Source organism: Cronobacter dublinensis subsp. dublinensis LMG 23823 (assembly GCF_001277235.1).
Taxonomy (GTDB): Bacteria; Pseudomonadota; Gammaproteobacteria; order Enterobacterales; family Enterobacteriaceae; genus Cronobacter; species Cronobacter dublinensis.
In genome coordinates this window covers 3,159,740-3,183,836 of the sequence record NZ_CP012266.1, presented here as the reverse complement: position 1 = coordinate 3,183,836, position 24,097 = coordinate 3,159,740, and the positions used below count along the sequence as shown (strand labels likewise).

At 54.2% G+C, this 24,097-nt stretch carries 22 protein-coding genes, 1 tRNA gene and 1 pseudogene; 11 read left to right on the top strand and 13 right to left on the bottom strand.

Annotation, left to right across the window (positions count from 1 at the left end; genetic code table 11):
• Positions 1–53 precede the first annotated feature (53 nt).
• Positions 54–1,721, top strand: a complete 1,668-nt coding sequence (locus AFK67_RS14615; protein ID WP_038883105.1) for an alpha-keto acid decarboxylase family protein — start codon at positions 54–56, stop codon at positions 1,719–1,721.
• Between the two features lie 152 nt (positions 1,722–1,873).
• Positions 1,874–2,839 carry a glucokinase gene (gene glk / locus AFK67_RS14610; RefSeq protein WP_007715738.1) on the top strand — a complete coding sequence of 322 codons (966 nt, stop codon included), beginning with the start codon at positions 1,874–1,876 and terminating at the stop codon, positions 2,837–2,839.
• 36 nt (positions 2,840–2,875) lie between these two features.
• Here glk and AFK67_RS14605 read toward each other — a convergent pair whose 3' ends face one another.
• From AFK67_RS14605 to AFK67_RS14595, 3 genes are all read right to left on the bottom strand, one after another.
• A complete protein-coding gene (locus AFK67_RS14605) occupies positions 2,876–3,607 on the bottom strand; it encodes a LytR/AlgR family response regulator transcription factor (RefSeq protein WP_007715736.1) in 732 nt (243 codons plus the stop codon).
• Positions 3,608–3,619: 12 nt separating this feature from the next.
• On the bottom strand, positions 3,620–5,311 hold the full coding sequence (locus tag AFK67_RS14600; protein WP_007715734.1) for a sensor histidine kinase: 1,692 nt from the start codon (positions 5,309–5,311) through the stop codon (positions 3,620–3,622).
• Between the two features lie 79 nt (positions 5,312–5,390).
• Complete coding sequence (locus tag AFK67_RS14595; RefSeq protein ID WP_007715732.1) at positions 5,391–6,632, bottom strand: DUF1479 domain-containing protein; 1,242 nt, start codon at positions 6,630–6,632, stop codon at positions 5,391–5,393.
• Positions 6,633–6,873: 241 nt separating this feature from the next.
• Here AFK67_RS14595 and alaC point away from each other — a divergent pair, with 241 nt between their 5' ends.
• Positions 6,874–8,115, top strand: coding sequence for an alanine transaminase (gene alaC / locus AFK67_RS14590; RefSeq protein ID WP_007715730.1), 1,242 nt, complete (start codon positions 6,874–6,876; stop codon positions 8,113–8,115).
• Positions 8,116–8,161: 46 nt separating this feature from the next.
• On the opposite strand, the gene ypdK is transcribed toward alaC, so the two are convergent.
• On the bottom strand, positions 8,162–8,218 hold the full coding sequence (ypdK, locus tag AFK67_RS23675) for a membrane protein YpdK (RefSeq protein WP_097566156.1): 57 nt from the start codon (positions 8,216–8,218) through the stop codon (positions 8,162–8,164).
• A 371-nt stretch (positions 8,219–8,589) separates the two neighbouring features.
• On the opposite strand from ypdK, the gene AFK67_RS14585 reads away from it, so the two are divergent.
• Positions 8,590–8,946 (top strand): cupin domain-containing protein, encoded by a 357-nt coding sequence (locus AFK67_RS14585; protein WP_007715727.1) that lies wholly within the window; start codon positions 8,590–8,592, stop codon positions 8,944–8,946.
• Here the strand turns inward: AFK67_RS14585 and AFK67_RS14580 are convergent.
• Together AFK67_RS14580 and AFK67_RS14575 are read right to left on the bottom strand one after the other, a co-directional pair.
• Entirely contained in the window at positions 8,924–9,892 is a 969-nt protein-coding gene (locus AFK67_RS14580) for a magnesium and cobalt transport protein CorA (protein ID WP_032966738.1), read from the bottom strand. The two genes, AFK67_RS14585 and AFK67_RS14580, sit on opposite strands and share 23 nt — an antisense overlap.
• A 96-nt stretch (positions 9,893–9,988) precedes the next feature.
• Complete coding sequence (locus tag AFK67_RS14575; protein WP_007715720.1) at positions 9,989–10,861, bottom strand: LysR family transcriptional regulator; 873 nt, start codon at positions 10,859–10,861, stop codon at positions 9,989–9,991.
• A gap of 106 nt (positions 10,862–10,967) precedes the next feature.
• On the opposite strand from AFK67_RS14575, the gene budA reads away from it, so the two are divergent.
• The 3 genes from budA to AFK67_RS14560 are packed head-to-tail and all read left to right on the top strand — an operon-like array spanning position 10,968 to position 14,239.
• Positions 10,968–11,747: an acetolactate decarboxylase gene (gene budA, locus AFK67_RS14570; protein ID WP_032966735.1), complete on the top strand. Its 780-nt coding sequence runs from the start codon at positions 10,968–10,970 to the stop codon at positions 11,745–11,747.
• Positions 11,748–11,768: 21 nt separating this feature from the next.
• Positions 11,769–13,448: an acetolactate synthase AlsS gene (alsS, locus tag AFK67_RS14565; RefSeq protein WP_007715714.1), complete on the top strand. Its 1,680-nt coding sequence runs from the start codon at positions 11,769–11,771 to the stop codon at positions 13,446–13,448.
• Between the two features lie 20 nt (positions 13,449–13,468).
• Entirely contained in the window at positions 13,469–14,239 is a 771-nt protein-coding gene (locus AFK67_RS14560; protein WP_007700187.1) for a (S)-acetoin forming diacetyl reductase, read from the top strand.
• An 84-nt stretch (positions 14,240–14,323) separates the two neighbouring features.
• On the opposite strand, the gene AFK67_RS14555 is transcribed toward AFK67_RS14560, so the two are convergent.
• The 4 genes from AFK67_RS14555 to AFK67_RS14540 form a co-directional block, all read right to left on the bottom strand.
• Entirely contained in the window at positions 14,324–14,773 is a 450-nt protein-coding gene (locus AFK67_RS14555) for a DUF943 family protein (protein ID WP_071602698.1), read from the bottom strand.
• Positions 14,770–15,615, bottom strand: a complete 846-nt coding sequence (locus tag AFK67_RS14550) for a DUF3289 family protein (protein WP_038883108.1) — start codon at positions 15,613–15,615, stop codon at positions 14,770–14,772. The genes AFK67_RS14555 and AFK67_RS14550 overlap by 4 nt, the downstream gene beginning before the upstream one ends.
• Positions 15,616–15,903: 288 nt before the next feature.
• Positions 15,904–16,599 (bottom strand): aquaporin Z, encoded by a 696-nt coding sequence (aqpZ, locus tag AFK67_RS14545; protein ID WP_038883110.1) that lies wholly within the window; start codon positions 16,597–16,599, stop codon positions 15,904–15,906.
• Positions 16,600–16,843: 244 nt separating this feature from the next.
• Positions 16,844–17,392, bottom strand: a complete 549-nt coding sequence (locus AFK67_RS14540; RefSeq protein WP_071602699.1) for a hypothetical protein — start codon at positions 17,390–17,392, stop codon at positions 16,844–16,846.
• Positions 17,393–17,711: 319 nt separating this feature from the next.
• Between AFK67_RS14540 and AFK67_RS14535 the strand changes: the two genes are divergently transcribed.
• Together AFK67_RS14535 and AFK67_RS22135 are read left to right on the top strand one after the other, a co-directional pair.
• Positions 17,712–17,933 (top strand): hypothetical protein, encoded by a 222-nt coding sequence (locus AFK67_RS14535; RefSeq protein ID WP_007715700.1) that lies wholly within the window; start codon positions 17,712–17,714, stop codon positions 17,931–17,933.
• 462 nt (positions 17,934–18,395) lie between these two features.
• A complete protein-coding gene (locus tag AFK67_RS22135; RefSeq protein ID WP_007715696.1) occupies positions 18,396–20,171 on the top strand; it encodes an AIPR family protein in 1,776 nt (591 codons plus the stop codon).
• 122 nt (positions 20,172–20,293) lie between these two features.
• Here the strand turns inward: AFK67_RS22135 and AFK67_RS14520 are convergent.
• The 3 genes and pseudogenes from AFK67_RS14520 to AFK67_RS14510 all read right to left on the bottom strand — a co-directional run bounded on the left by AFK67_RS14520 (position 20,294) and on the right by AFK67_RS14510 (position 22,594).
• Positions 20,294–21,314 (bottom strand): annotated as a pseudogene (locus AFK67_RS14520) (tyrosine-type recombinase/integrase).
• A gap of 178 nt (positions 21,315–21,492) precedes the next feature.
• A tRNA-Arg gene (locus AFK67_RS14515) sits at positions 21,493–21,567 on the bottom strand.
• A gap of 76 nt (positions 21,568–21,643) precedes the next feature.
• Positions 21,644–22,594: a formate/nitrite transporter family protein gene (locus AFK67_RS14510; protein ID WP_007715692.1), complete on the bottom strand. Its 951-nt coding sequence runs from the start codon at positions 22,592–22,594 to the stop codon at positions 21,644–21,646.
• 196 nt (positions 22,595–22,790) lie between these two features.
• Between AFK67_RS14510 and ccmA the strand changes: the two genes are divergently transcribed.
• Together ccmA and ccmB are read left to right on the top strand one after the other, a co-directional pair.
• The gene (ccmA, locus tag AFK67_RS14505) at positions 22,791–23,408 is read left to right on the top strand and encodes a cytochrome c biogenesis heme-transporting ATPase CcmA (RefSeq protein WP_007715689.1); all 618 of its coding nucleotides are present in this window, start codon (positions 22,791–22,793) and stop codon (positions 23,406–23,408) included.
• A complete protein-coding gene (gene ccmB / locus AFK67_RS14500) occupies positions 23,405–24,064 on the top strand; it encodes a heme exporter protein CcmB (protein WP_007715687.1) in 660 nt (219 codons plus the stop codon). The genes ccmA and ccmB overlap by 4 nt, the downstream gene beginning before the upstream one ends.
• Positions 24,065–24,097: the final 33 nt, after the last annotated feature.

Here is a 24,097-nt window from a genome sequence, read left to right as displayed (position 1 = left end):
GCGATCACACTTGCCCGATACTCACTACAGGCCCCCGAAAAAGGATGGCGAATATGCCAGACCACTACTGTATTGCCGACTATCTGTTGGATCGCCTGGCGGGATGTGGCGTTAAACACCTGTTTGGCGTGCCCGGAGATTACAATCTGCTGTTTCTTGATAACGTCATCGCCCACCCGCGCATCACCTGGGTCGGCTGCGCTAACGAGCTCAACGCCGCCTACGCCGCCGACGGCTACGCGCGCTGTACCGGTATTGGCGCGCTTCTCACCACTTACGGCGTGGGAGAGCTCAGCGCGCTCAACGCCATCGCGGGCAGCTACGCCGAAGCGGTGCCGGTGCTGCATGTGGTCGGCGCGCCCTGCCAGTCGGCGCAGCGCAAGGGCGAAGTGCTGCACCACACGCTCGGCGACGGCGATTTTCACCACTTTATGCGTATCGCCAGAGAGGTCACTGCCGCCCAGGGCTGGCTCACGCCCGCCAATGCCTGTAGCGAAATCGACCGTGTGATGGCGGAAATGCTGCGCACCCGCCGTCCTGGTTATCTGGTACTGCCAACCGATGTGGCAAGCGCGCCTGCCACCCCGCCTGTAAACGCTATCACCGTGCCGCGCCCGCAGGCGGATGACGCGCAGCTGGCCGCCTTTCGCGAAGCCGCACAGGCGCGTTTCGCGAGAAGCGAGCGTGTGGCGCTGCTGGCGGATTTTCTGGCACAGCGCTTCGGTGTGCAGAAGGCGCTGCACCAGTGGCTGGACGACACGCCGATGCCGCACAGTTCGCTCCTGATGGGCAAGGGCGTGCTGGATGAAACCAGGGCAGGCTTTACCGGCACCTACAGCGGAGCGGCGAGCTCGCCTGAAGTCTGCCGGGCGATAGAAGAGGCGGATCTCGTTATCTGCGTCGGCGTGCAGTTCTCCGACACCATTACCGCCGGTTTTACCCAGCGTCTGACTCGCGACCAGACCCTCGACGTGCAGCCCTGGGCGACACGCGTCGGCGACCGCTGGTTCAGCGGCATCGCAATGGATCAGGCGGTCGCCATCCTGCACGACATCGCGAAACGCCACAGCGCGCGCCTGGCATTGCCCGAGATAACGCCGCCTGCCGCCACGCCGCCTGTCTCCGGCGCGCTCAACCAGAATAACTTCTGGACGCTGATGGCGGCGTTTGTGCAGCCTGGCGATATTCTCGCCGTCGATCAGGGGACGGCCGCGTTCGGCGCCGCCGCGCTGCGACTGCCCGCCGGGTGCGATTTCCTGGTGCAGCCGCTCTGGGGCTCGATAGGCTACGCCTTGCCGGCGGCGTTTGGCGCGCAGACCGCCTGCCCAAACCGCCGCGTGGTGCTGATAACGGGCGACGGCGCGGCGCAGCTCTCGATTCAGGAGCTGGGATCGATGCTGCGCGACGGCCAGGCGCCGGTCGTCATCGTGCTTAATAATGATGGTTATACGGTCGAGCGCGCCATTCACGGCGCGACGCAGCGTTATAACGATATCGCCCCGTGGCAGTGGACCCAGCTACCGCACGCGCTGCATGCCGACAGCCAGGCGCAAAGCTGGCGGGTGAGCGATACGGCGCAGCTCAGAGAGGTGCTGGAACGCCTCGCCAGACCCGAGCGGCTGTCGCTGATTGAGGTGATGCTGCCGCGCGATGACGTGCCGCCGCTGCTTGACGCGGTCAGCCGGGCGCTGGAGGCGCGCAACGGCGCGAAGGAGGAATAACCGCCGCTGGTACAGAAGATGCTGAAACGTGCAAGGTAATCTGTGATGTAAGTCTCTAAACCCGGGGCACTTATGCTATGGTCATTGTTGTTCTGGCGCCGGGAATTTAGAGTGTGCCGAGATTATTTTGAATTGAGCGGAGCAGCAACAGAATGACCAAATATGCTTTGGTGGGAGACGTGGGCGGCACCAACGCACGCTTAGCGCTGTGCGACGTCGACAGCGGCGAGATACTCAAGGCCAAAACCTATTCCGGCCTTGATTATCCGAGCCTGGAAGCGGTGGTGCGGGTGTATCTGGATGAACATAATGCCACGGTCACGGATGGCTGTATCGCCATTGCCTGTCCGATTACCGGCGATTGGGTGGCGATGACCAACCACGTCTGGGCATTTTCTATCGCCGAAATGAAAAAGAACCTCGGCTTCGATCATCTGGAAATTATTAACGATTTCACCGCCGTTTCGATGGCGATCCCGATGCTCAAAACCGAACACCTGATCCAGTTCGGCGGCGGCGAGGCGCAGCCCAATAAACCGATCGCCGTTTACGGCGCGGGCACCGGTCTTGGCGTCGCGCACCTCGTTCACGTCGATAAACGCTGGGTAAGCCTGCCGGGCGAGGGCGGTCACGTCGATTTCGCGCCAAACAGCGAAGAAGAAGCGATTATCCTTGAGCAGCTGCGCGCTGAGGTCGGGCATGTTTCCGCCGAGCGCGTGCTTTCCGGTCCAGGGCTTGTGAATCTCTATCGCGCGATTGTCAAAGCCGATGGGCGTCTGCCGGACAACCTGCGCCCGAAAGACATCACCGAACGTGCGCTCGATGACAGCTGCACTGACTGCCGTCGCGCGCTGTCGCTCTTTTGCGTCATCATGGGGCGCTTTGGCGGCAACCTGGCGCTGACCCTCGGCACCTTTGGCGGCGTTTATATCGCAGGCGGCATCGTGCCGCGCTTTCTGGATTTCTTCACCGCCAGCGGTTTTCGCGGCGGGTTTGAAGACAAAGGCCGCTTTAAGGCTTACGTTCAGGATATTCCGGTCTATCTCATCGTTCACGACCAGCCGGGCCTGCTGGGCGCCGGCGCGCATTTGCGCCAGACGCTCGGTCAGATCCTCTGACGAAAAAGGCGCCGCAGGGCGCCTTTTTGTTATCTCCTACAACCGCATCAGTTGGCGGAATTCCTTCACCCGGCTGCGGCTCACCGGCACCTGAAAATCGAGATCGCGCAGGCGCAAAATATAGGTGTTATTAAACCACGGCTCGATTTCGCGGATTTTATTCAGGTTGACGCAATAGGAGCGGTGGCAGCGGAAGAAATGCGCCTCCGGCAGGCGGCTGCAAAACTCGGTGATATTCATCGGCATCACATAAGCCTCTTTGCGCGTATAGACGAACGTCATTTTCTCGTGCGCTTCGGCGTAATAGATATCGTTAATATCGGTCACGATAATCCGCTCATCCTTGATGAGGTTAATCGTCGCGTTTTCACGGCCCGCTGGCGCGGCGGCGTGCGGCGCGTTCTGCTGCGCGAAGGCGGCCTCCAGCTTTTGCAGCATGCCGATAATGCGCGACTCCTGATACGGTTTCAGAATGTAGTCGAACGCTTCCAGTTCGAACGCCTCCACCGCATGCTCTTTCCACGCGGTGATAAACACGATAAACGGCTTACGGGCGAATTTACTGATGTTCTGCGCCAGCAGCACGCCGTCCAGTGAGGGAATATTGATATCCAGGAAAATGGCGTCTACATCGTGCTGCTGCACATATTTCAGCACGTCCAGCCCGTCTTCAAAGGTGGCGACCACCTCCATCTGACTGTGCGTTTTAATCAGCCAGTTCAGCTCCTGCTGCGCGAGGACTTCATCCTCGACGATAATCACTTTCATCGCATTCTCTCTCTACAACAGTATGGCGGCGTCAGGGCGCGCAGGCTGATCCGGTATGTAAAACGCAATCTCCGTGCCGGGCTCCAGGCGGCGGATATGCAGCCCTTCGCCATACAGCAGCTTCACGCGGTGATGAACGTTGATAAGCCCGATTTTATTCACCGGCATCTCGTTGGTATCGAGTTGTTCGACAATGTGCGGGTCGATGCCGTGGCCGGTATCACGCACCGCGATCCGCACCCGACTGCCGCTCCGCGCAATGCTTATCGTCACCACGCCTTTGCCGCGACACGGCTGGATACCATGTACGATAGCGTTCTCCACCAGCGGCTGGATCAGCAGACTGGCGACGCGGCAGTTCACCTCTTCGTCAATATCATAAATCACGGTCAGCTTGTCGCCGAAGCGCGCCTGCTCAATCGCAATGTAATCTTTAATCTGGTAGAGCTCTTTTTTGATGTCGATCTGCTCGTCGTCTTTCAGCTCAATGTTGTAGCGCAGGTAGCGCGAGAGATTGAAAATCAGCTGGCGTGCGGTGTCCGGGTTAAGGCGGATGGAAGACGAAATCGCGTTCAGCGCGTTAAACAGGAAGTGCGGGTTGATTTTGCTCTGCAAGGCGCGAAGCTCCGCTTTGTTCGCCATCTCGCGCAGCTGCTCGGCGCGCGACACCTCAAGCTGGGTGGAGATAATCTGCGAAAGCCCGATGGCCATCTCCTGTAGCGATGACGTTATCTGGTGCGCGTGGCAGTAGTAGATTTTAAGCGTGCCGGTCACCACGCCTTTCTCCCACAGCGGGATCACCAGCATTGAGTGAATCTCCGGCGTGCGGTGCGCCTCGTCATTGTTTTTGATAATGATTTTGCCGTAGTGGATCGCCTGCTGCGTGGTGGGGCTCAGGGCGTCGCTATTGTCCTGATAATTATGCTCGCCCACGCCGACATATGCCTGCACCGTCTCGGTATTGGTGATCGCGACCGCGTCGGCGTTGATATCGCGGCGGATGATGTCGCACACCTGGCGCAGCGATTCACTGTTCACATGGCGAAACAGCGGCAGCGTCTTGTTGGCGATATCCAGCGCCAGTTTGGCCTGGCGCGCGGCGCTGGCCTCTTTTTCGCCCTCGACGCTGCGCACCAGCAGCACAATTAATCCAATAGAGACGGTGCCTAAGATCATCGGCACGCCGATTTTCGACACGATATCGAGCCCCAGCGCGGTAGTCGGCGCCCAGACCACCACTAAAATCATGGTCAGCGTTTCGCACAGCATCCCGCCGATGATCCCGGCGCGCCAGTGCTGCGCTTTCGGCACCCGACGGCTGATGAGGCCCGACAGCCCGCCGGCGACAATACTGGTGATAAAACAGGGGATCGCGGTGATGCCGCCGATATCAATCAGGTAACGGTGCAGCCCGGCGATAGCGCCCGTAATGAGACCGACCCACGGGCCGAAAAGAATACCGCCGGACATCACGGCGATAATACGCACATTGACCAGCGAACCCTCCACCGGCACGCCGGACCAGGTGCTGAACAGCGCGAACAGCGAGAAGATCGCGGTCACCGCCAGCAGCTCTCTGGGCGTGTGGGCGCTCTTGTGCAGCAGCTCCCGGAACAGGCGGATGCGAATCAGAAAAAAGAGGCAAATCAGCATTAGCGCCGCGCGGTCAAAGACCGCCAGCAGCATGTCGAAAATCTCGTGCACGGATAACCCGGATGTCTGGCAGGAAAGGGGACATGATAGAAAACCTGGCGGCCCTTGACCAGCCGCCAGGTTTTGCCGGTCACGCGCCTTTAAGTTGTTCGCGCCCGGCAGGCGTCAGCGCAGCCTCGGTGGCGCGACCGCTGAAATCCATTTCGAAATTGTCCGGGGCGAAGTCTGGCGGCGAGCGGCCTTCCACGAACGCGGGCCACTGGCGCTTCAGATAGGCGTCATTCTTCTCACACCACGGCGCGGCGGCGATATACATCACGTTGCTGTCAAATTCGCCCTGATGCTCGTTTTCCACCGCATGAATGACATCGCAGTGCCAGAAAACCGTGTCGCCTGGTTCCATATCGGGAATTGAGGAAATCCCGGTCAGTAAAAGGGGATGCCAGCGTTCGTTAATGGATAACGCGCGGCCCGGCTTCGCGTCGCACAGCGAATCGTCCGGCACATCATCCTGCAGGGCGCGCAGCAGAATATACGCCATCGCATTGGCGACCGGCAGCAGCGTCAGCGTGCCGCCGTGCTTGCGTTGCTCCGAGAGCGCCGTCCAGCCCTGGAAAGTGCGAAACACAGAGCAGACGGCGGGCGAGGGGATTTCACGCGCCTCGACGCGCCCTTCGGCGTCAAACGGGTTATAACGCTGCCACTCGCCGCTGAACACGTGACGGTAGACGTGACGGAAGTTTTCATCGAGCCAGCGCTCCACCGAGCCGCCGTCGACGTGCGGCGACAGCCCCAGCGACGATGAGCGCGGCGGGCGGCGGCGGGTGCGGTCGGCATAGGTCACCACGCGGTTCGGGTCGAAGTGCTGTTTGCCGTGGCTTTCGGTCTGCCACAGATTATTGAGAAACACCTGAGCGGCTTTCATGCGCGCGTCCTGGCGGGCCTCCACCTGCGGCTTCGACCAGTAAATGCCGTAAATCTGCGGCTTGCTGTCGGCAAGCGTGCCGAAATAGTTATCTTCCGCCGCATTTTTGAGTTTCTCAACGAAGTTATTGCGCTCCAGATACTCGCCCACTTCGTGGTTCCAGGCGCGCGCCTGAGTTTCCGGGAATACGCCTTTAATCACGCAGCAGCCGCGCTCGCGGATACGCGCTTTTTGTTGCTCGCTGATACGGCCATTGACGATGTCGTCGGCATCGATTTGCGGCACCGGATGCTCGCCGCGCGCGGTTTCGCGCTGGATTGCCGCAATCTGGCGCTGAATATCCGCTTCAAGCTCCGCAAACACGGCCTGATAGTTCGGCAGCGCCTGACGCAGCTGCTGTTTAATCTCACGGATAGCGGCGGGAATATCGTTAATTTGTAGGCTCATCTCGCTGACTCCAGCTGTCGTGAACAGGGGTTATTGTTTTGTTGCATCGACGTTAATATAACCACTGCGCATCAAATAAAACAGGGTTAGCTTTCAAATGAAAGTTCCCGTTTTTTGTTCCGTAAACTATTTTTTCGCTGGCCTCTCGACAGCGGAAAATTTTCCAGGCTATGTTCTTAGAGCCGCAGCAGCGGCAGCGTCGCTCGGACGGTCCGGGCGCTTACGTCATTTCGAGGAACCTATGGCTGATTTCAGTCCCAAACGCCGTTTTTCGCGTATCGAACGTCTTCCCCCTTACGTTTTCAATATTACTGCTGAACTGAAGATGGCTGCGCGTCGGCGCGGCGAAGATATCATCGACTTCAGCATGGGTAACCCTGACGGCCCCACGCCGCCCCACATCGTCGAAAAACTCTGCACCGTGGCCCAGCGCCCGGACACGCACGGCTACTCCACCTCGCGCGGCATTCCCCGCCTGCGCCGCGCCATTTCGCGCTGGTATCAGGAGCGCTACGAGGTAGAGATCGACCCGGAAACCGAAGCCATTGTCACCATCGGCTCGAAAGAGGGGCTGGCGCACCTGATGCTCGCCACGCTCGATCACGGCGACACGGTGCTGGTGCCAAACCCGAGTTACCCGATCCACATTTACGGCGCAGTGATCGCTGGCGCGCAGGTGCGTTCGGTGCCGCTGGTGGAGGGCGTTGATTTCTTCAACGAGCTGGAGCGCGCTATCCGCGAAAGCTACCCGAAGCCGAAAATGATGATTTTAGGCTTCCCGTCGAACCCGACGGCGCAGTGCGTGGAGCTGGAATTCTTTGAGAAAGTCGTGGCGCTGGCGAAGCGTTATGACGTGCTGGTGGTGCACGATCTCGCCTATGCCGATATCGTCTATGACGGCTGGAAAGCGCCGTCGATCATGCAGGTGCCAGGCGCGCGCGAGGTGGCGGTAGAGTTCTTCACGCTCTCCAAAAGCTACAACATGGCGGGCTGGCGCATCGGTTTTATGGTGGGGAATCAGGAGCTGGTGAGCGCGCTGGCGCGGATTAAAAGTTATCACGACTACGGCACCTTTACGCCGCTACAGGTGGCGGCCATCGCCGCGTTGGAAGGCGATCAGCAGTGCGTGCGCGAGATAGCCGAACAGTACAAACGCCGTCGCGATGTCCTGGTAAAAGGGCTGCACGAGGCGGGCTGGATGGTGGAGTGCCCGAAAGCGTCGATGTACGTCTGGGCGAAAATCCCGGAACCCTACGCGGCGATGGGCTCGCTCGAATTCGCGAAAAAGCTGCTGCAGGACGCGAAGGTCTGCGTCTCGCCAGGTGTGGGGTTTGGCGACTACGGCGACACGCACGTGCGCTTCGCGCTGATTGAAAACAGCGATCGTATCCGCCAGGCGGTGCGCGGCATTAAAGCGATGTTCAGGGCGGATGGACTGCTGCCGGCGGGCATAAAACACGCCGCCACGCAGGATGACGAATAAAAAAACAGGAGCCGCTGGCTCCTGTTTTTTTTACTCAGGTGTTTTACTAAATCATCAGGGCAAACGTGCCGGCCCACAACAGTAAAATCACCGATACGCCCATAAAGAAATATTTCACGTTACATCGCTCCGCATGCCTGAAAACACGCCTGAATCAATACGCAAGGTCACAGTATAGAGAGATGAAGCCGCGGCCAAATCACTTTGGGATTATTCCCCTCTCGTGGCCCCATGGGCGGCTACCGCTCTCTGGAAATCGTGCGCGTCAAATGACGTCTGCGGGCGCTAATGTAAACCTTTATTTTTGGGGTGACAAGCGACGCGCGGCCTGGCGAGATAATTTTTTTCATCCCGTTTTTTTCCTTAAAAAACAATTAAAAAGAAATTAATTACCGGGCGTAATTCCTGATTCCTGGTGGTTGCGAACCGCTGCGTTTACTGCGACGCTTGCGGTTTAACAAAACGGGAGGATGCATGAAAGTCAGCAAGGCGAATGCGGAACATTATCTGTGGGGCGGCGACTGCGATGGCTGGCATCTGGTAAAAAGCGGCGGGCTTAGCGTCATTCACGAGCGTATGCCCGCCGGGCGCGCCGAGCAGCGCCACTACCACGAACAGTCGCGGCAATGCTTTTTCGTGTTGCATGGCGAACTGACGATGGAGCTTAACGGCGAGCGCGTCACGCTTTCCCCCGGCGAAGCGATTGAAATTCCGCCGCTGGCGCCGCATCAGGCGCGCAACGACGGGCTACACGAGGTGGAGTTTTTGGTTATCTCCCAGCCGACGACGCGCGGCGACCGGGTCAATCTTACAGCCAGCCCGAACGCTTAAGCTTCCAGTAAAGCAGATAACAGACCGCGATGGTGCCGCCTATCGTCACGGGATAACCGAATGCCGAGCGGATCTCCGGCATGTTCTCGAAGTTCATGCCGTACATGCTGAAAATCACCGTCGGCACGACCAGAATCGCCCCCCAGCCGGCGAGCTTTTTCACCACTTCATTCTGCTGCACCGTGACCAGCGCCAGGTTGACATGCATGGCGCTGGTGAGCATCTCGCGCATATCTTCGGCGTCCATCACCACATGGTGGGCGTGATCCTGGACGTCGCGCAGGTACGGGCGCAGCGTCTTCGGCACGATATCTTCATGCAGGCGGATCAGCTGATTGCAAATCTCATCCACCGGCAGCGCGGCGTTGCGGATAGCCAGCAGCTGACGACGCAGCGTATAGACCTGTTGCACCGCCTGTTTATCAAATTCGGTGCGAAACATCGTATTTTCCATCTCGCCGATGCGATTGGTCAGCGACGAGGTGATTTCCAGATAGTTATCGACGATGAAATCGAGAAGGCAGTAAAGCGCGTAACCCGGCCCGAGTGCCAGCATATCGGGCTTTTCTTCGGCGCGGGCGCGGATGGGCGCGTAGCTCTCCGACGCGCCGTGGCGCACCGTTATCAGAAAGTTTTTGCCGATAAACAGGTGCGTTTCGCCAAACTCAATCTGCTCCTGCGGGTTCATCCAGGCGGTTTTCACCACCATAAACAGTGATTCGCCATACTGCTCGATTTTCGGGCGCTGGTGGGCGGTGAGGGCGTCTTCAATAGCGAGTTCGTGCAGGCCAAACTCCTGCTGGATAATGTGCATAAACGGCGCATCGGGCTGCCACAGCCCGAGCCAGATAAACGCGTCAGGATCTTCAATCGCCTCGCTGATATCTTCAAGGTTAATCACTTCCGGCGCTTTATCGCGGCGGTACACCATGCTGTTCACAATCATTTTTCTTCGTCCCTGCGGTATCGCTTATCGGGTAACTATAAACAGCGTGGGCGCAGGCTTCCTCTTTTTTGCGGCAATTCAGGCGATTCTGGCGCGCTAAAACATCTCCACCAGGCGACGCACGGACGGCGAGCGTTCAAATTTACGCCACGCCAGCGCGATGTCGGTTTTGAGCGTCTGGTCGCTCAGTCTGTGAAACGTCACCTGCGGATGCGCGATGCACTGCATCGACACTGGCACCAGCGCGAAGCCGAACCCGGCTGCCACCATGCTGAGTGACGACGAGAGCTGCGAGGCCTGCTGGCTGTCGGCAGGCGCGAGCCCTGCGCGCAAACAGGCGTTATAGACCAGTTCATACAGGCCTGGCGCCACCTCGCGCGGGAACAGCACCAGCGGCGTCCCGACAAGATCGCTTAACGCCAGTTCATCCCGTGCGCTCAGCGGATGATTGCGGTGCAATGCCGCCACCATCGGCTCTTCGTCAATGAGGCGCAGGTTGAACGCTTTACTGCTCTCGCAGGGCAGGCGGACAAACGCGGCGTCCAGCAGACCTTCCTGCAAATCGTGCATCAGCGCGGCCATATTGGCCTCTTGCTGTAGCAGCGTAATGGCCGGGTAACGACGCTGAAAATCATGCAGCAGCGAGAAGACGCGTGAGTGAAAGGCGTTGGAGCTGCTGATGCCGACAGAGAGCGAGCCATTTACCCCGCGGGCGATACCGCGCGTCTTTTCCAGCGCCGCATCGCTCAGCGCCAGAATCTGGCAGGCGTCCTGATAAAAGGCTTCTCCCGCTTCGGTCAGCTCCACGCCGCGCGTCAGGCGACGCAGCAGCGGTGTGCCCACTTCACGTTCAAGTCTCTGGATCTGCTGGCTGAGGGGCGGCTGGGAAATTCCCAGTAATTCAGCGGCTCGCGTGAAGTGCCGCGTCTGGGCTACCGCTACGAAATAGCGTAAATAACGAAGTTCCATATCAAAAACGTCTCAAACCGGGATGCTTTCTATATTGGAACCTCACGCTGAATCGGGTCAACATTTGATTAATGTTTCTTACGGAATATGAGTGAGGATTTGTGCAATGAGCCATGCAACCGATTGTTCTTGCGAGGAAAGCTTGCTGGAAACCGTGCGGGCGCTGCGGGATAAAGATACAGAATGTGTGATATATCAAACATCCATGATGAGCGCCTTATTGAGCGGCGTTTATGAAGGAAATACCACCATCGCGGATCTTCTGACCAAAGGCGATTTTGGTCTCGGCACCTTTAACGAGCTCGACGGCGAGCTTATTGCCTTCAGCCATGAAGTCCATCAGCTGCGCGCCGACGGCAGCGCCCGCGAAGCGCGGCCCGATCAGAAAACGCCGTTCGCCGTCATGACCTGGTTTAAACCGCACTATCGCCAGCGTTTCGACCGGCCGATGAGCCGCCAGCAGATCCATGACGTGATTGACCGCCAGGTGCCGTCCGACAACATTTTCTGCGCGCTGCGCATCGACGGCCATTTCCGCCACGCCCATACCCGCACCGTACCGCGCCAGACGCCGCCGTACCGCGCCATGACCGACGTGCTCGACGACCAGCCGGTGTTCCGCTTCGATGGTCGCGACGGCGTGCTGGTGGGCTTTCGCACGCCGCAGCATATGCAGGGCATCAACGTCGCGGGTTACCACGAACACTTCATTACGGACGACCGCCAGGGCGGCGGGCATCTGCTCGATTACCAGCTGGAAAACGGCGTGCTCACCTTTGGCGAGATCCACAAGCTGATGATCGACCTGCCGTCAGACCCGGCGTTTCTTAACGCCAATCTGCATCCCGACAATCTCGATGCCGCCATCCGTTCGGTTGAAAACTAACAGTCTGAAAGGGGAAAAAACATGGATAACGAAAACCGGGTGCGCCAGTGGGCGCACGGTGCCGACATGGTGGTTAGCCAGCTTGAAGCCCAGGGCGTAAAACAGGTCTTCGGCATTCCCGGCGCGAAGATCGATAAGGTCTTCGACTCCCTGCTGGATTCCACTATCCAGATTATCCCGGTGCGCCACGAAGCCAACGCCGCGTTTATGGCCGCCGCCGTCGGGCGTATTACCGGCAAAGCGGGCGTGGCGCTGGTCACCTCAGGGCCAGGGTGCAGCAACCTCATTACCGGCATGGCGACCGCCAACAGCGAAGGCGACCCGGTCGTGGCGCTCGGCGGCGCCGTGCGTCGTGCCGATAAAGCGCGCCAGGTGCACCAGAGCATGGATACCGTGGCGATGTTCAGCCCGGTGACGAAATACGCCGTGGAGGTCTCTTCCTCTGACGCCATTGCGGAAGTGGTTTCCAACGCGTTCCGCGTGGCGGAGCATGGCCGACCGGGCAGCGCGTTTGTCAGTCTTCCGCAGGACATCGTCGACCTGCCCGCGACGGGCAACATTCTGCCCGCAGGCAACGCGCCGAAGCTTGGGCCCGCGCCGGAGGCGTCGATAGACCATGTCGCCGCGCTGATTCGTGAGGCCAAAAATCCGGTCATTCTGCTGGGACTGATGGCAAGCCAGCCGGAGAACAGCCGCGCGCTGCATCGCCTGCTTGAGAAAAGCCACATTCCGGTCACCAGTACCTACCAGGCGGCGGGCGCGGTGAATCAGGAGCACTTCACCCGCTTTGCAGGCCGCGTCGGGCTGTTCAACAACCAGGCGGGCGACCGGCTGCTGCATCTGGCTGATCTCATCATCTGCGTCGGCTACAGCCCGGTGGAATATGAGCCCGCGATGTGGAATAGCGGCAACGCGACGCTTGTGCATATCGACGTGCTACCTGCGTATGAAGAGAGCCATTACGCGCCGGAAATCGAGCTGGTGGGCGACATCGCCGGTACGCTGGAAAAACTCGCTGAACGCATCGCGCAGCCGCTGGTGTTAAGCGACCGCGCGTCAGAAATTCTCATCGACCGCCAGAACCAGCGCGAGCTGCTGGCGCGCCGGGGGGCGCAGCTTAACCAGTTCGCGCTACATCCGCTGCGCATCGTGCGCGCCATGCAGGACATCATCAACAGCGACGTGACGCTGACGGTCGATATGGGCAGCTTCCATATCTGGATTGCCCGCTACCTTTATAGTTTCCGCGCGCGTCAGGTGATGATCTCCAATGGTCAGCAGACGATGGGCGTGGCGCTGCCCTGGGCCATCGGCGCCTGGCTGGTGGAGCCGGGCCGTAAAGTGGTGTCGGTATCCGGCGATGGCGGCTTCCTGCAATCGAGTATGGAGCTTGAAACCGCGGTGCGCCTGAAAGCCAACGTGCTGCACATCATCTGGGTGGATAACGCCTACAACATGGTGGCTATTCAGGAAGAGAAAAAATACCAGCGTCTCTCCGGCGTTAACTTCGGACCGGTGGACTTCAAAGTCTATGCCGAAGCCTTCGGCGCCGCCGGGTTCGCGGTAGAAAGCGCCGAAGCGCTTGAGCCGACGCTGCGCGCCGCGATGGATGTCGACGGACCGGCGGTGGTCGCCATTCCGGTCGACTACAGCGATAACCCGCTGCTGATGGGCCAGCTCCATCTCAGCCAGATTCTCTGACTTACCAAAAGGAACGTATTATGAAAAAAGTAGCACTGGTGACAGGCGCAGGACAGGGTATTGGCAAAGCCATCGCGCTGCGTCTGGTGAAAGATGGTTTCGCGGTCGCGATTGCCGATTACAACGCGGAAACCGCCAATGCCGTGGCGCAGGAAATCAACGAGCAGGGCGGCAGCGCGGTAGCAGTGACCGTCGATGTGTCTAAACGCGATCAGGTCTTCGCGGCGGTGGAACAGACCCGCAAAGCGCTTGGCGGCTTTGACGTTATCGTCAATAACGCGGGCATCGCGCCGTCAACGCCGATTGAAACGATCACCGAAGAGGTGATCGACAGGGTGTATAACATCAACGTCAAAGGCGTTATCTGGGGTATGCAGGCTGCCATTGAGGCTTTCAAAGCCGAAGGCCACGGCGGGAAAATCATCAACGCCTGCTCGCAGGCAGGCCACGTCGGCAACCCGGAGCTTGCGGTCTACAGCTCCAGTAAATTCGCGGTGCGCGGCCTGACCCAGACCGCCGCGCGCGATTTAGCGCCGCTTGGTATTACCGTTAATGGCTTCTGCCCCGGTATTGTGAAAACCCCGATGTGGGCGGAAATCGACCGTCAGATCTCTGAAGCTGCGGGCAAACCGCTTGGCTACGGCACGGAAGAGTTCGCCAAACGCATCACGCTGGGCCGCCTCTCCGAGCCGGAAGATGTCGCCGCGTGCGTTTCGTTCCTTGCAGGCCCTGACTCGGACTACATGACCGGCCAGTCGCTGCTTATCGACGGCGGTATGGTATTCAGTTAATCCTTATCATCTACCTTTTTCGGCTCGTCCGAAAACCCACCGTTAATGCGGTGGTTTTTTTTATGGAGACGCAAAGCAGGATTATTAGCGGTATTTTACGATGTCACCGTGGCTGTCTGTTTGCCAGGTTTCATTATTAATATCGAACTGCGTATGACCATCTTTGCGTTCGCGGACAATCATCAGGATGTGTTTATCGAGGCAATTATCAGGGGCTTTGATTCCGGCAAAGCAGAGACGGTCTTCTTTACCCAGCGGCTGATAACCTTTGCCGAAATCGTAAATATAAAAGTTTCTGACAATCGCAGCGGACTTATTTTTCAGCGAATAGCGAGCCAGAATATCCGGGCTTTGCTTAACCCACCATGTGATTTTTTCTTCAGGCGATGAGGGGAAGTTTTTAACCACTATCACAGGCGCAAAATCGTCGCGATGCACGTCCACAACGTCAACTTTCTCGTTACCTTGCACGGAATACAAGACGATAGCCAGTATTACTATGAAAATGAGTACAAGTGTTGCCTTTAATTTCATCTTGACGATCCTTCAAGCGTAACAGTGGCTTGCATATCAGTGAAAAATGGCCGATAAGCAAAACGCTCATAACGTCGAAGGATAAACCAGGCTTTAAAGAATTGAAACTGGCTAAATTTCTTGTTGTTGATGTCCGTATCATCTAGTCCAAAATGGTCTTGCGCAGTAAATTTAATTTCTGCCCGCCACTTGAGTTTAGAAACTTCAATATTGAGTAAATCAATTTTTGTCGCATGTACGTCGTGGATAGAGATTGCCATTCCATTGAACTTATCAGAGAAGGCATCAAATTTCGGCAGGACTGATTTTTTCAGGTTACTACTCAAAGCATCAACTAAGAAGTATTCTTCATCAGTATTTATTAAAGTGATATACTGGTTAATTGTATCTTTGATGGCATAAAAAGCGCTTGTTTTTGTAATGTTATTCAAAATGAGATTCTTGTAAGCTTTATGCAGAATGCTATCTTCAAAATTTTCACCTGTGTTTTTCTGTAGATGAGTAAACATTTTATTAATTAAGTGACGATACTGCCCATAAAATGCAAAAGGAAGAGATGTTGCTCTCAACTCATCAAACAATAAGTCTGCACATTGTTTTTTGTTAACAAAATTTTGATGATTGTTTCCATAAACGCCAGCAAACATAGATTGAGGGTTGTTAAACCCAGTCTTTTTTGAAAGGGTAAAAGGGTCAACTATATTTGATACGTCATAAATAAAATATGAATTTTTTAATTGATATTCTGTGAGATCACCACATTTCATGTCATCTGCATTGTGGTCATTAAACTTGCGTTGTGATGTAAATAAATTAATCGGGAAAGATGTCAACCTTGTCATGTATATTCCTTTATATTAATAAATAAAACATTTTTATATTAATGGATGTCGGGTCTTTTTCAACTATTAAATTTGTTAGAAAAGTACAGATTTGAATTTCATGTGTTTATTTCAAAGCACTTATCAAGATATAAACATGCAATATTGATATCAATTATGATTTAATGTTATGTGGGCGAGGTACTTATGATAAAGATAAAAGCCCCTTTCGGGGCTTTAAAATAAAAACGTGTAGTGTTTCTACCGGGCTGTCGCTAACGCGGACATACCCGCAGCAGTGAATATGAATCAGTCTTTACTCTGCAACAGATAACGATAAATCAGGCCGCCCACGACGCCGCCCACCATCGGGACTATCCAGAACACCCACAATTGCTGTAAAGCCCAGCCGCCCTGGAAAATAGCGACTGCCATGCTTCTCGCAGGGTTCACCGACGTATTGGTGACGGGAATGCTGATGAGATGAATCAGCGTCAGGGCCAGGCCAATCGCCAGCGGCGCAAATTTCGCCGGTGCGTTTTTATCGGTGGCGCCGTGGATAATCAAAAGGAAGAAGGCCGTCAGCACCAGTTCAGTCAGGATGGCTGCCGTAAGGCTATAACCAGCCGGTGAGTGTTCGCCGTAGCCGTTGGCGGCGAAACCGCAGGCGACGGCGTCAAAGCCCGCTTTGCCGCTCGCGATGGCATAGAGTACGCCTGCCGCGGCAATCCCCCCAATAACCTGGGAAAGGATGTAAGGAATGACGTCATTAAAGGTAATGCGTCCGCCTGCCCATAAGCCCAGCGTGACGGCAGGGTTAAAATGCCCGCCGGAAATATGCCCTACGGCATAGGCCATCGTTACGACGGTCAGACCAAACGCAAGCGCTACTCCTGTAAAACCAATGCCCAGTTCAGGGAAAGCGGCGGCCAGTACAGCGCTCCCGCAGCCACCGAATACCAGCCAGAATGTGCCGAAAAACTCAGCCGCATTTTTTCTCAACATTTTTATCTTCCTTGTATTCACTATCATTATTACGTGGTTATATAACGGCGGACATCATATCTTCTGAACGTAATAAATAAACCGGGCACTGTTCTTAAACAGGACGAGAATGTTATATCCTGTATGAATATGCTTAAGTTATGTGAGTAAATTTAATTTTCTGTGAGGGCATTGTTTGGTTTGCGTTGAACACAAGCGAGGCAAGTCTGCTTTTGTGATTAAGTTCTTTTTTCAATAATGCCCATTAAGGATAAGCTTTACAGAAAGCATGATATTCTTCAGTTAATTCGGAGAGTTCATTATCGGTTAAGATTTCAAACGCAGAAACACTCCGATAACGAGATGCCGGGTTCTCTTCTATAATTTTTTTGTAGCGATTTTTCATACCTGCGATTAACTGCGCGGGAACAACATCATGATCGCAAGGATCGTTTTTAGCGCAAAACAAATAGAACATTGCCGCTTTCAGAGGCTCTGACAGTAAATGGTGGTGGTTTTCAATTAAATAGTCCATCGCCCAGGCTCTGTGTTTATCCGATAAAAGCAGATCGCCCAGGCAATGCGCTTTGAATAATCCATTTTGAATAAAGGTCGATTCCACTATCTGTTTCCTGAAAAAAGCAGAGGCCTTTTCATCGATCGCATCAAGCTCACTCAGGTAACGGGCAGCCTCTTCTGCGCCTTCATCCATACAGTCACTATTGATATAATAAGGGTTTATATAACCTTGTCTGAGATAGAGGGCCAAACCATCAATCAGTTTATTTTTTAGTTCCTGAGAGGTTTCGCGCATCGTGAATCTGTACGGATTATTAATCGCTAAATGAGTATAGTAATAAAAATAACGTAAATATATGCACATTTTTTAAATTCGGTACAGTATCCATAAAACCAGTATATCCTGAAAAAGATGTACTTTCATAATCGTTGTGACTTTTTAAAATGCGTGTCATTTCAGAAGATGTCTATCCTGGAACCAGCATCAGAAATCGTCTTTAACGTCTCAGGTATACCAGAACGATGGATGATTTTTCTTATCTGAAATTCCCGGGATAAAGGTCTGACGCTCACAGCACGAGCACAAACGTACATGAAGGCGAACGGGATGCAAAGTGAGCGTTCAGGAGGGTAACAAAGGCCAAAATGGCGTCAAAGGCCGCTGCGTTGTCACAACTGCCGACTTTGTGCATGAACTGGGCACCGTTAACTGGAACTGGACACTTAAGCAGGCTAACGAATGGATGGATGCTTGCCTGACCACGTTCAAAGACATATCGACCGAGGAAGGCGAAAATCGCACCCTGGCGATGTACAACCCGAACGGGGGGATCTGATTATGGGCTTTCCATCTCCCGCCACCGACTTTATCGAGCGCCGCGTAACTCTCGATGGGATATGCGCTATTAGCATGAATTGCCGGATCGTGGAGACGCCCACCGGCTACGCAGTGATAGATATCAGCATAATGGCGACCATCGGCGCGACCGTTCTTTTCTCTTGATATGGGAATGTGCAATTTGGGTTTATCACCCAACACGGGATCATTACTGATGATGGGGAATCGCAGGATGGCTCGGCGCTGGATGATGTGGAGATCGCCGGAGTGGTTACGCATACCATTCACAGCGCAGATAGTATCACGGATCAGCGGCCAATAATTTGATTGGCGCATCACACTTTACACACAAAAAAGAATCATTACTAAACTCTCAAATTAAATAAAAAACTGTTCTTTTTAATATTATCCTCGTCTTATGATATTGATCTTTTTTGTTGCATGCACAGGAGTGTAACGGATGCCCCAGTATGATAAAGCTACTCAAACAGCAGGCTTGGTTCGTATAACCAAACAACTTGAGTCTGTTTACGGCCTATTTATTGACATGAAAGATGTTAAATCTGTTGGCGAACATAGAAATGAAACTCTTATAACTCGCTGTGTGGCTGCTCATGCGGTAAGCCTGTATGGCGATGAACCAGATCCTGAACTTGCAGCTAACGCCGTGTGCGACGGAAAAGATGATGGCGGGATTGATGCTGTCTATGTTAATAAAAACTCTAAAAAAATAGTTATAGTGCAGTCAAAGTATATTAAAAATGGTGAGGGTTCTATCACCACAAGAGAATTTGGAAGGTTTAAGGATGCCTGTGTTAAAGTAATAGCTGGAGATTTTACTACTTTCAATGAAAGATTCTTAAAAAACAAAGATGCTATTAGCGAAGCGATATCAGGATTCACATATAAATGCATTTGTGTATTTATTTATACGGGTGTACACCAGCCCAGCGACGAGGTTAAGGCAGATATATCTTTTTGGGAGCAAGTTCAAAATAGATCTCTACTTTTTAAAGATATTCAAGATCGTGAGGAGTACTCAGTTCTTTTTGAGCCAGCAGATATACAAGTTATAATGGATGGTCTTTCAACTGAGCGCTCTGGTTCAATCAATGTCGAGAATGTGCATTTGGAAAGCTATGGGGAAATAGCAAATCCTTATAAGGCAATATATGGAACTATCTCGGCAAGGCTCTTATATGAATGGTGGAGGAAATATAAATATTCATTATTTGAAAAAAATATTAGAAGCGTGCTTGGAAGTTCAACAATAAATACAGGAATTAAAAGAACACTTCAAGAACAGCCAAGTAATTTCTGGTATTATAATAACGGTATCACTGCTGTATATAGTGAAGTAGAAGAGAGTATGGTCAATCTTAGTACTAGCAGGAGATATGGCCTTTTTAGCTTTAAAAACCTCAGCATTATAAACGGAGCTCAAACCGTTAGTACAATCGGTGAAGTTTTTCATTCGTTACCTGAGGAGAAAAAAGATTTAATTAAAGTCAATATTAGATTTATCAATGCAGCTGAAGATGATTTTTTGACATCTGTAACAAAATTCAATAATACACAAAATAGAGTTACAGGAAGGGATTTCTCTTCTCAAAGACCTGAGCAACAAAGAATACAGCGAGAAATAAATTTTATTGGGGGATATAGCTACAAACTCCTAAGGCAAGAGGATTCCGGCCCGACTAGTAGTAATACAATAGACATCGATGATGCTTTAAATGCCTTAGTATGTTCATCTAAGGATGAGACGTTACTATCATCATTGAAATTAAATAGAGGCCGTTTCTTTGAAAGTTGGGGTGGACTGTATGAGAAAGTTTTCCCTGTTGAAAATGGCCCCACAGGACTGGAGATTATAAACAAAGTTAATGCTTATAGAATGTCAAATGATATTCTACAAGAAAGCATAGTCAGGCTTCTTTCATTAGATAAAGAAAATCAAAAACAAATTCACCAAGTAATGATTCATGGAAATTATGTCTTAATATCCATTTTGATGGATAGATTAAAAATTGCATCAATAGAAAACCATTTAATATCATATGAAAGGAATATGTCATTGGATGATTGTATTGATATGGCTTCTGAAACTTACAACTACATACAAAGAAGATTTCCAACTAGTTATATTGCAAGGTTTTTCCAGAATAGAGAGAAGGTATTAAGTGTAATTAGTTATCTACTAGGTGCGGAAGAAGTTTCTGAGAATATGGGGTGAAAGAAAATGCCGCCTCCGGGCGGCATATTTTTGTTTCTCGGCCTATAAAATATATTTAATTCAAGAAATTAAATGTGTATATAAGGCGAGTATGTAAATTGCCTAATTTATTGTTTTGTACATTACTTAATAATTCCATCTAGCCAATCAGCCCACCATTGCATCATTTCCCGCCGTTTATCCAAATATTGAGCATGATTGTATATGCCGCGAATGTTATTGCGATCAATGTGAGCTTGCTGGCGTTCTATAGCATCCTGAGGCCAGCTATGCTCGTTAAGAATGGTACTGAACTGGTGTCGAAAGCCATGACCGCTTGCCAAACCCTCGTACCCGATTTGGCGGATAACCTGTAAAACGGTGTTCTCGCTCATAGGTTTACGCTTATCGTTACGGCCGGCAAACACGAACGGCGAAAGCGAAGTAATGGGTTGAAGATGCTTTAAAAGATCGTAGACCTGCTGCGACATTGGAACCAAATGTTGTTTGCGATTTTTCATTACTTCCGCATCGATTAAGATAAGCCAGCTTTCAAAATCAACGTTCTGCCACAGCATAGAGCGCAACTCTTTAGTACGCATGGCCGTATATTGAAGCACCTGAGTAGCAATGCGAGAAACCACGCTCCCACCATAGCCTGCAAGCGCTTGGTTGAAAGCAGGGATCTGATCAGCTGGAAGAAACGGGAAATTCTTTTTCCCGTATCCCTTCATAGCATCAGCCAGATCAGGCGCAGGATTATATTTAGCTCTACCGGTTACTACGGCATATCGAAACACCTCTCCGCAGCGCCGACGTGCCTTATTGGCCAGCTCCATTGCACCACGGTCTTCGAACCGGCGTAGCACCGCTAAAAGCGTCATGGGTTTTATTTCTTCTAAAGCCATGCCGCCAGGAAACGGCAAAATATCTGCATCAAATATTCGGCGTAGTTCAGTCGCATATCCTTCTGATTACATTTGCCGGGCCGATCTCAGGGTATTTGCCGACAGTATGGATTTTTTCTTTCCCGCCAATGTGATAACGAACCTGCCAAACCTTTTTTCCGCTCACTGGCACGTAAAGATATAGCCCATTCCCATCGGCTAAACGGTAGGGCTTTTCTTTAGGTTTGGCTGCGTCGATCTGCTTGATAGTAAGCATTGGGTAAAACCCAACTGGGTAAAAATTTGATGGGTAAAACTATTTTACCCAAAATTTACCCAAGAAAAAAATGAGGCTTTCAACGAACCGACGCGAACAAGAACGAACGTTGGAATGGCTTGTGGACTGGGTTTAAGTAAGATTTGCGAACTTTAACGGAGGCGGGCAAACATCAAAATGGCGTCCCCTGCAGGAATCGAACCTGCAACTAGCCCTTAGGAGGGGCTCGTTATATCCATTTAACTAAGGGGACGAGGCGGCGTCAGTATACCGATTTTTACACCGCCGTTAAGGGCTCCGCCGCCTGTTTGTTCAATTCCTCGCCATACTTAGCGCGCGGCGCGTCGTGCTTCTTCCTCTTTTTGCGCGATCACCTTCTCGCTTTTCGCCTGCGCCGTGGCCTGTTCCTTTTTCTGCGCCGCCATATCATTACGGATCTGCGCGTGGCTCAATAGTGCGAAGATAAACGTCCCGCCGATGATATTGCCCGCAAGCGTCGGCAGGGCGAAAGGCCAGAAAAACTCGCTCCAGTGGATCGTGCCGTTAAACACCAGATAGAGAATTTCGACGGTGCCGACCACAATATGCGTGGTATTGCCGAGCGCGATAAGCCAGGTCATGAGGATAATCACCACGATTTTGGCCGACCCCGCGGAGGGAAACATCCAGACCATCGTCGCGATGATCCACCCGGAGATAATCGCGTTAGAGAACATTTCGCCCGGTGAGTTGTGCATCACTTCCATGCCGATGGTCACAAAGGCGTCGCGCGTGGCTTCATCGAAAATGGGCATAAATTCAAACGCCAGCGCCGCAAGCCCGGTGCCGACGAGATTCCCGAGCAGCACCACGCCCCAGAGCCGCAACAGCAGGCGCAGGTTGGTGCCGGTAGGGTTGTGCATCACCGGCAGGACCGCCGTTACGGTGTTTTCAGTAAAGAGCTGCTGGCGCGCCATGATGACGATAATAAAGCCGAAGGTGTAGCCGAGGCTTTCCAGCAAAAAGCCGCCCGGAATGCCTTCCAGATGCACATGGAAAATCCCCTTCGCCAGCAGCGACGCGCCCATCGACAGACCGGCGGCGATAGCCGACCAGAACAGCGCCATCGCATCGCGCTCCAGCTCTTTTTCGCCATCCTGGCGGATGTGTTCGTGAATGGCCATCGCGCGCGACGGCAGGGCCTCTTCATCCACTTCTATCTCTTTACCGCTTTTTTTCTCTTCGCTTTCGACTTCCAGCTCATCCGCGTCGTCGATTTTTTCCTCGCCAATCTTGTCCATATGGGGCTCCTGTCAGATAAGGGGGCTGCGTTAAGCGTAGCGCGTCGGTAGCGGTTATCCGCAAAAACAGACAATTCGGCTTTCAGAGGACGATGTCGCGCGCGATTGCACAGGGTTTCGCCGCCTGCGCGGCGCGTGAGGTGGCCGCGTCATGCCCCTGTGTTACTATTCCCGACTCGCCTGAAAGGAGCCGTCCATGTTAGAAGCCCGCAATCTCGCCTGCCTGCGTGACGAGCGCCTGCTGTTTCGCGCGCTGTCGTTTCGCGTCCCGCCGGGCGAGGTGGTGCATCTGGTCGGCGCGAACGGCGCCGGGAAGACCTCGCTCCTGCGTCTGCTGGTCGGGCTGACGCGCCCTGAGCAGGGCGACGTGCTCTGGCGCGGCGAACTGCTTGCGCATCAGCGTTCTGCTTTTCATCAGGAATTGTTGTGGCTCGGCCACCTGCCGGGCATCAAAGCGGCGCTGACCGCCGATGAAAATCTGGCGTTTTATCACCCTGACGCGGCGCGCGACGCGCGCTGGCAGGCGCTGGCGGCCATCGGGCTTGGCGGCTATGAAGATCTGCCGGTCGCGCAGCTCTCGGCAGGCCAGCAGCGCCGGGTCGCGCTGGCGCGGCTGTGGCTTAGCGATGCGCCGCTATGGGTGCTGGATGAGCCGCTGACAGCGCTCGACGCCGCGGGTGTCGAGGCCTTCACGCGCCGTCTTGAACACCACGCGGCGCGCGGCGGCGCGATAATCCTCACCACGCATCAGCCGCTGCGCGCGCTACACTGTCCGCTGCGCACGCTGAGCCTGACGGCGGAGCGCGCGACATGATGAGGCGCATTATCCGCCGCGAGCTGCGCCTGTGCGCGCGTCACGCCGCCGAACTGCTTAACCCGCTGTGGTTCTTTCTGGTGGTGATTGTGCTGTTCGCGCTCGGCATCGGCCCTGAGCCGCAGCTGCTGGTGCGCATCGCGCCGGGCGTGGTGTGGGTGGCGGCGCTGCTCGCCGCGCTGATGGCGATGGACCGGCTGTTTCACGACGACTGGCGCGACGGCGCGCTCGAACAGCTGATGCTGCTGCCCGCGCCGCTGCCGCTGGTGGTTCTCGCGAAAGTGACCGCTCACTGGGTGGTGACCGGGCTGCCGCTGGTGGCGCTGTCGCCGCTGGCGGCGTTGTTGCTTGGGCTCAGCGGGCATGCGGCGCTAACGCTGATGCTGACGCTGCTGCTCGGCACGCCGACGCTGAGCCTGCTCGGCGCGCTCGGCGCGGCGCTCACGGTCGGGCTGCGCCGCGGCGGCATGCTGCTGAGCCTGATTATTCTGCCGCTGGCGGTTCCGCTGCTGATTTTCTCTACCGCTGCGGTGGACGCCGCCGTGATGCAGCTGCCGGTGGGCGGGTTTTTCGCGCTGTCCGGCGCGTTTTTGACGGGAAGCGTCACGCTGATGCCGTTCGCGACCGCGGCGGCGCTACGAATATCGACGCAGTAAGCCTGCCTGCGCGGGCGCTAACGTTTATGTGAG

Coding starts and splice junctions, on each gene's coding strand:
- ccmB (WP_007715687.1), top strand. CDS start 23,405: ATGATGAGGCGCATTATCCGCCGCGAGCTGCGCCTGTGCGCGCGTCAC.
- ccmA (WP_007715689.1), top strand. CDS start 22,791: ATGTTAGAAGCCCGCAATCTCGCCTGCCTGCGTGACGAGCGCCTGCTG.
- AFK67_RS14580 (WP_032966738.1), bottom strand. CDS start 9,892: ATGATTGTGAACAGCATGGTGTACCGCCGCGATAAAGCGCCGGAAGTG.
- AFK67_RS14510 (WP_007715692.1), bottom strand. CDS start 22,594: ATGGACAAGATTGGCGAGGAAAAAATCGACGACGCGGATGAGCTGGAA.
- aqpZ (WP_038883110.1), bottom strand. CDS start 16,599: ATGTTGAGAAAAAATGCGGCTGAGTTTTTCGGCACATTCTGGCTGGTA.
- AFK67_RS14595 (WP_007715732.1), bottom strand. CDS start 6,632: ATGAGCCTACAAATTAACGATATTCCCGCCGCTATCCGTGAGATTAAA.
- alaC (WP_007715730.1), top strand. CDS start 6,874: ATGGCTGATTTCAGTCCCAAACGCCGTTTTTCGCGTATCGAACGTCTT.
- glk (WP_007715738.1), top strand. CDS start 1,874: ATGACCAAATATGCTTTGGTGGGAGACGTGGGCGGCACCAACGCACGC.
- AFK67_RS14550 (WP_038883108.1), bottom strand. CDS start 15,615: ATGACAAGGTTGACATCTTTCCCGATTAATTTATTTACATCACAACGC.
- AFK67_RS14585 (WP_007715727.1), top strand. CDS start 8,590: ATGAAAGTCAGCAAGGCGAATGCGGAACATTATCTGTGGGGCGGCGAC.
- AFK67_RS14560 (WP_007700187.1), top strand. CDS start 13,469: ATGAAAAAAGTAGCACTGGTGACAGGCGCAGGACAGGGTATTGGCAAA.
- alsS (WP_007715714.1), top strand. CDS start 11,769: ATGGATAACGAAAACCGGGTGCGCCAGTGGGCGCACGGTGCCGACATG.
- AFK67_RS14540 (WP_071602699.1), bottom strand. CDS start 17,392: ATGCGCGAAACCTCTCAGGAACTAAAAAATAAACTGATTGATGGTTTG.
- AFK67_RS14555 (WP_071602698.1), bottom strand. CDS start 14,773: ATGAAATTAAAGGCAACACTTGTACTCATTTTCATAGTAATACTGGCT.
- AFK67_RS14615 (WP_038883105.1), top strand. CDS start 54: ATGCCAGACCACTACTGTATTGCCGACTATCTGTTGGATCGCCTGGCG.
- AFK67_RS22135 (WP_007715696.1), top strand. CDS start 18,396: ATGCCCCAGTATGATAAAGCTACTCAAACAGCAGGCTTGGTTCGTATA.
- AFK67_RS14605 (WP_007715736.1), bottom strand. CDS start 3,607: ATGAAAGTGATTATCGTCGAGGATGAAGTCCTCGCGCAGCAGGAGCTG.
- budA (WP_032966735.1), top strand. CDS start 10,968: ATGAGCCATGCAACCGATTGTTCTTGCGAGGAAAGCTTGCTGGAAACC.
- AFK67_RS14575 (WP_007715720.1), bottom strand. CDS start 10,861: ATGGAACTTCGTTATTTACGCTATTTCGTAGCGGTAGCCCAGACGCGG.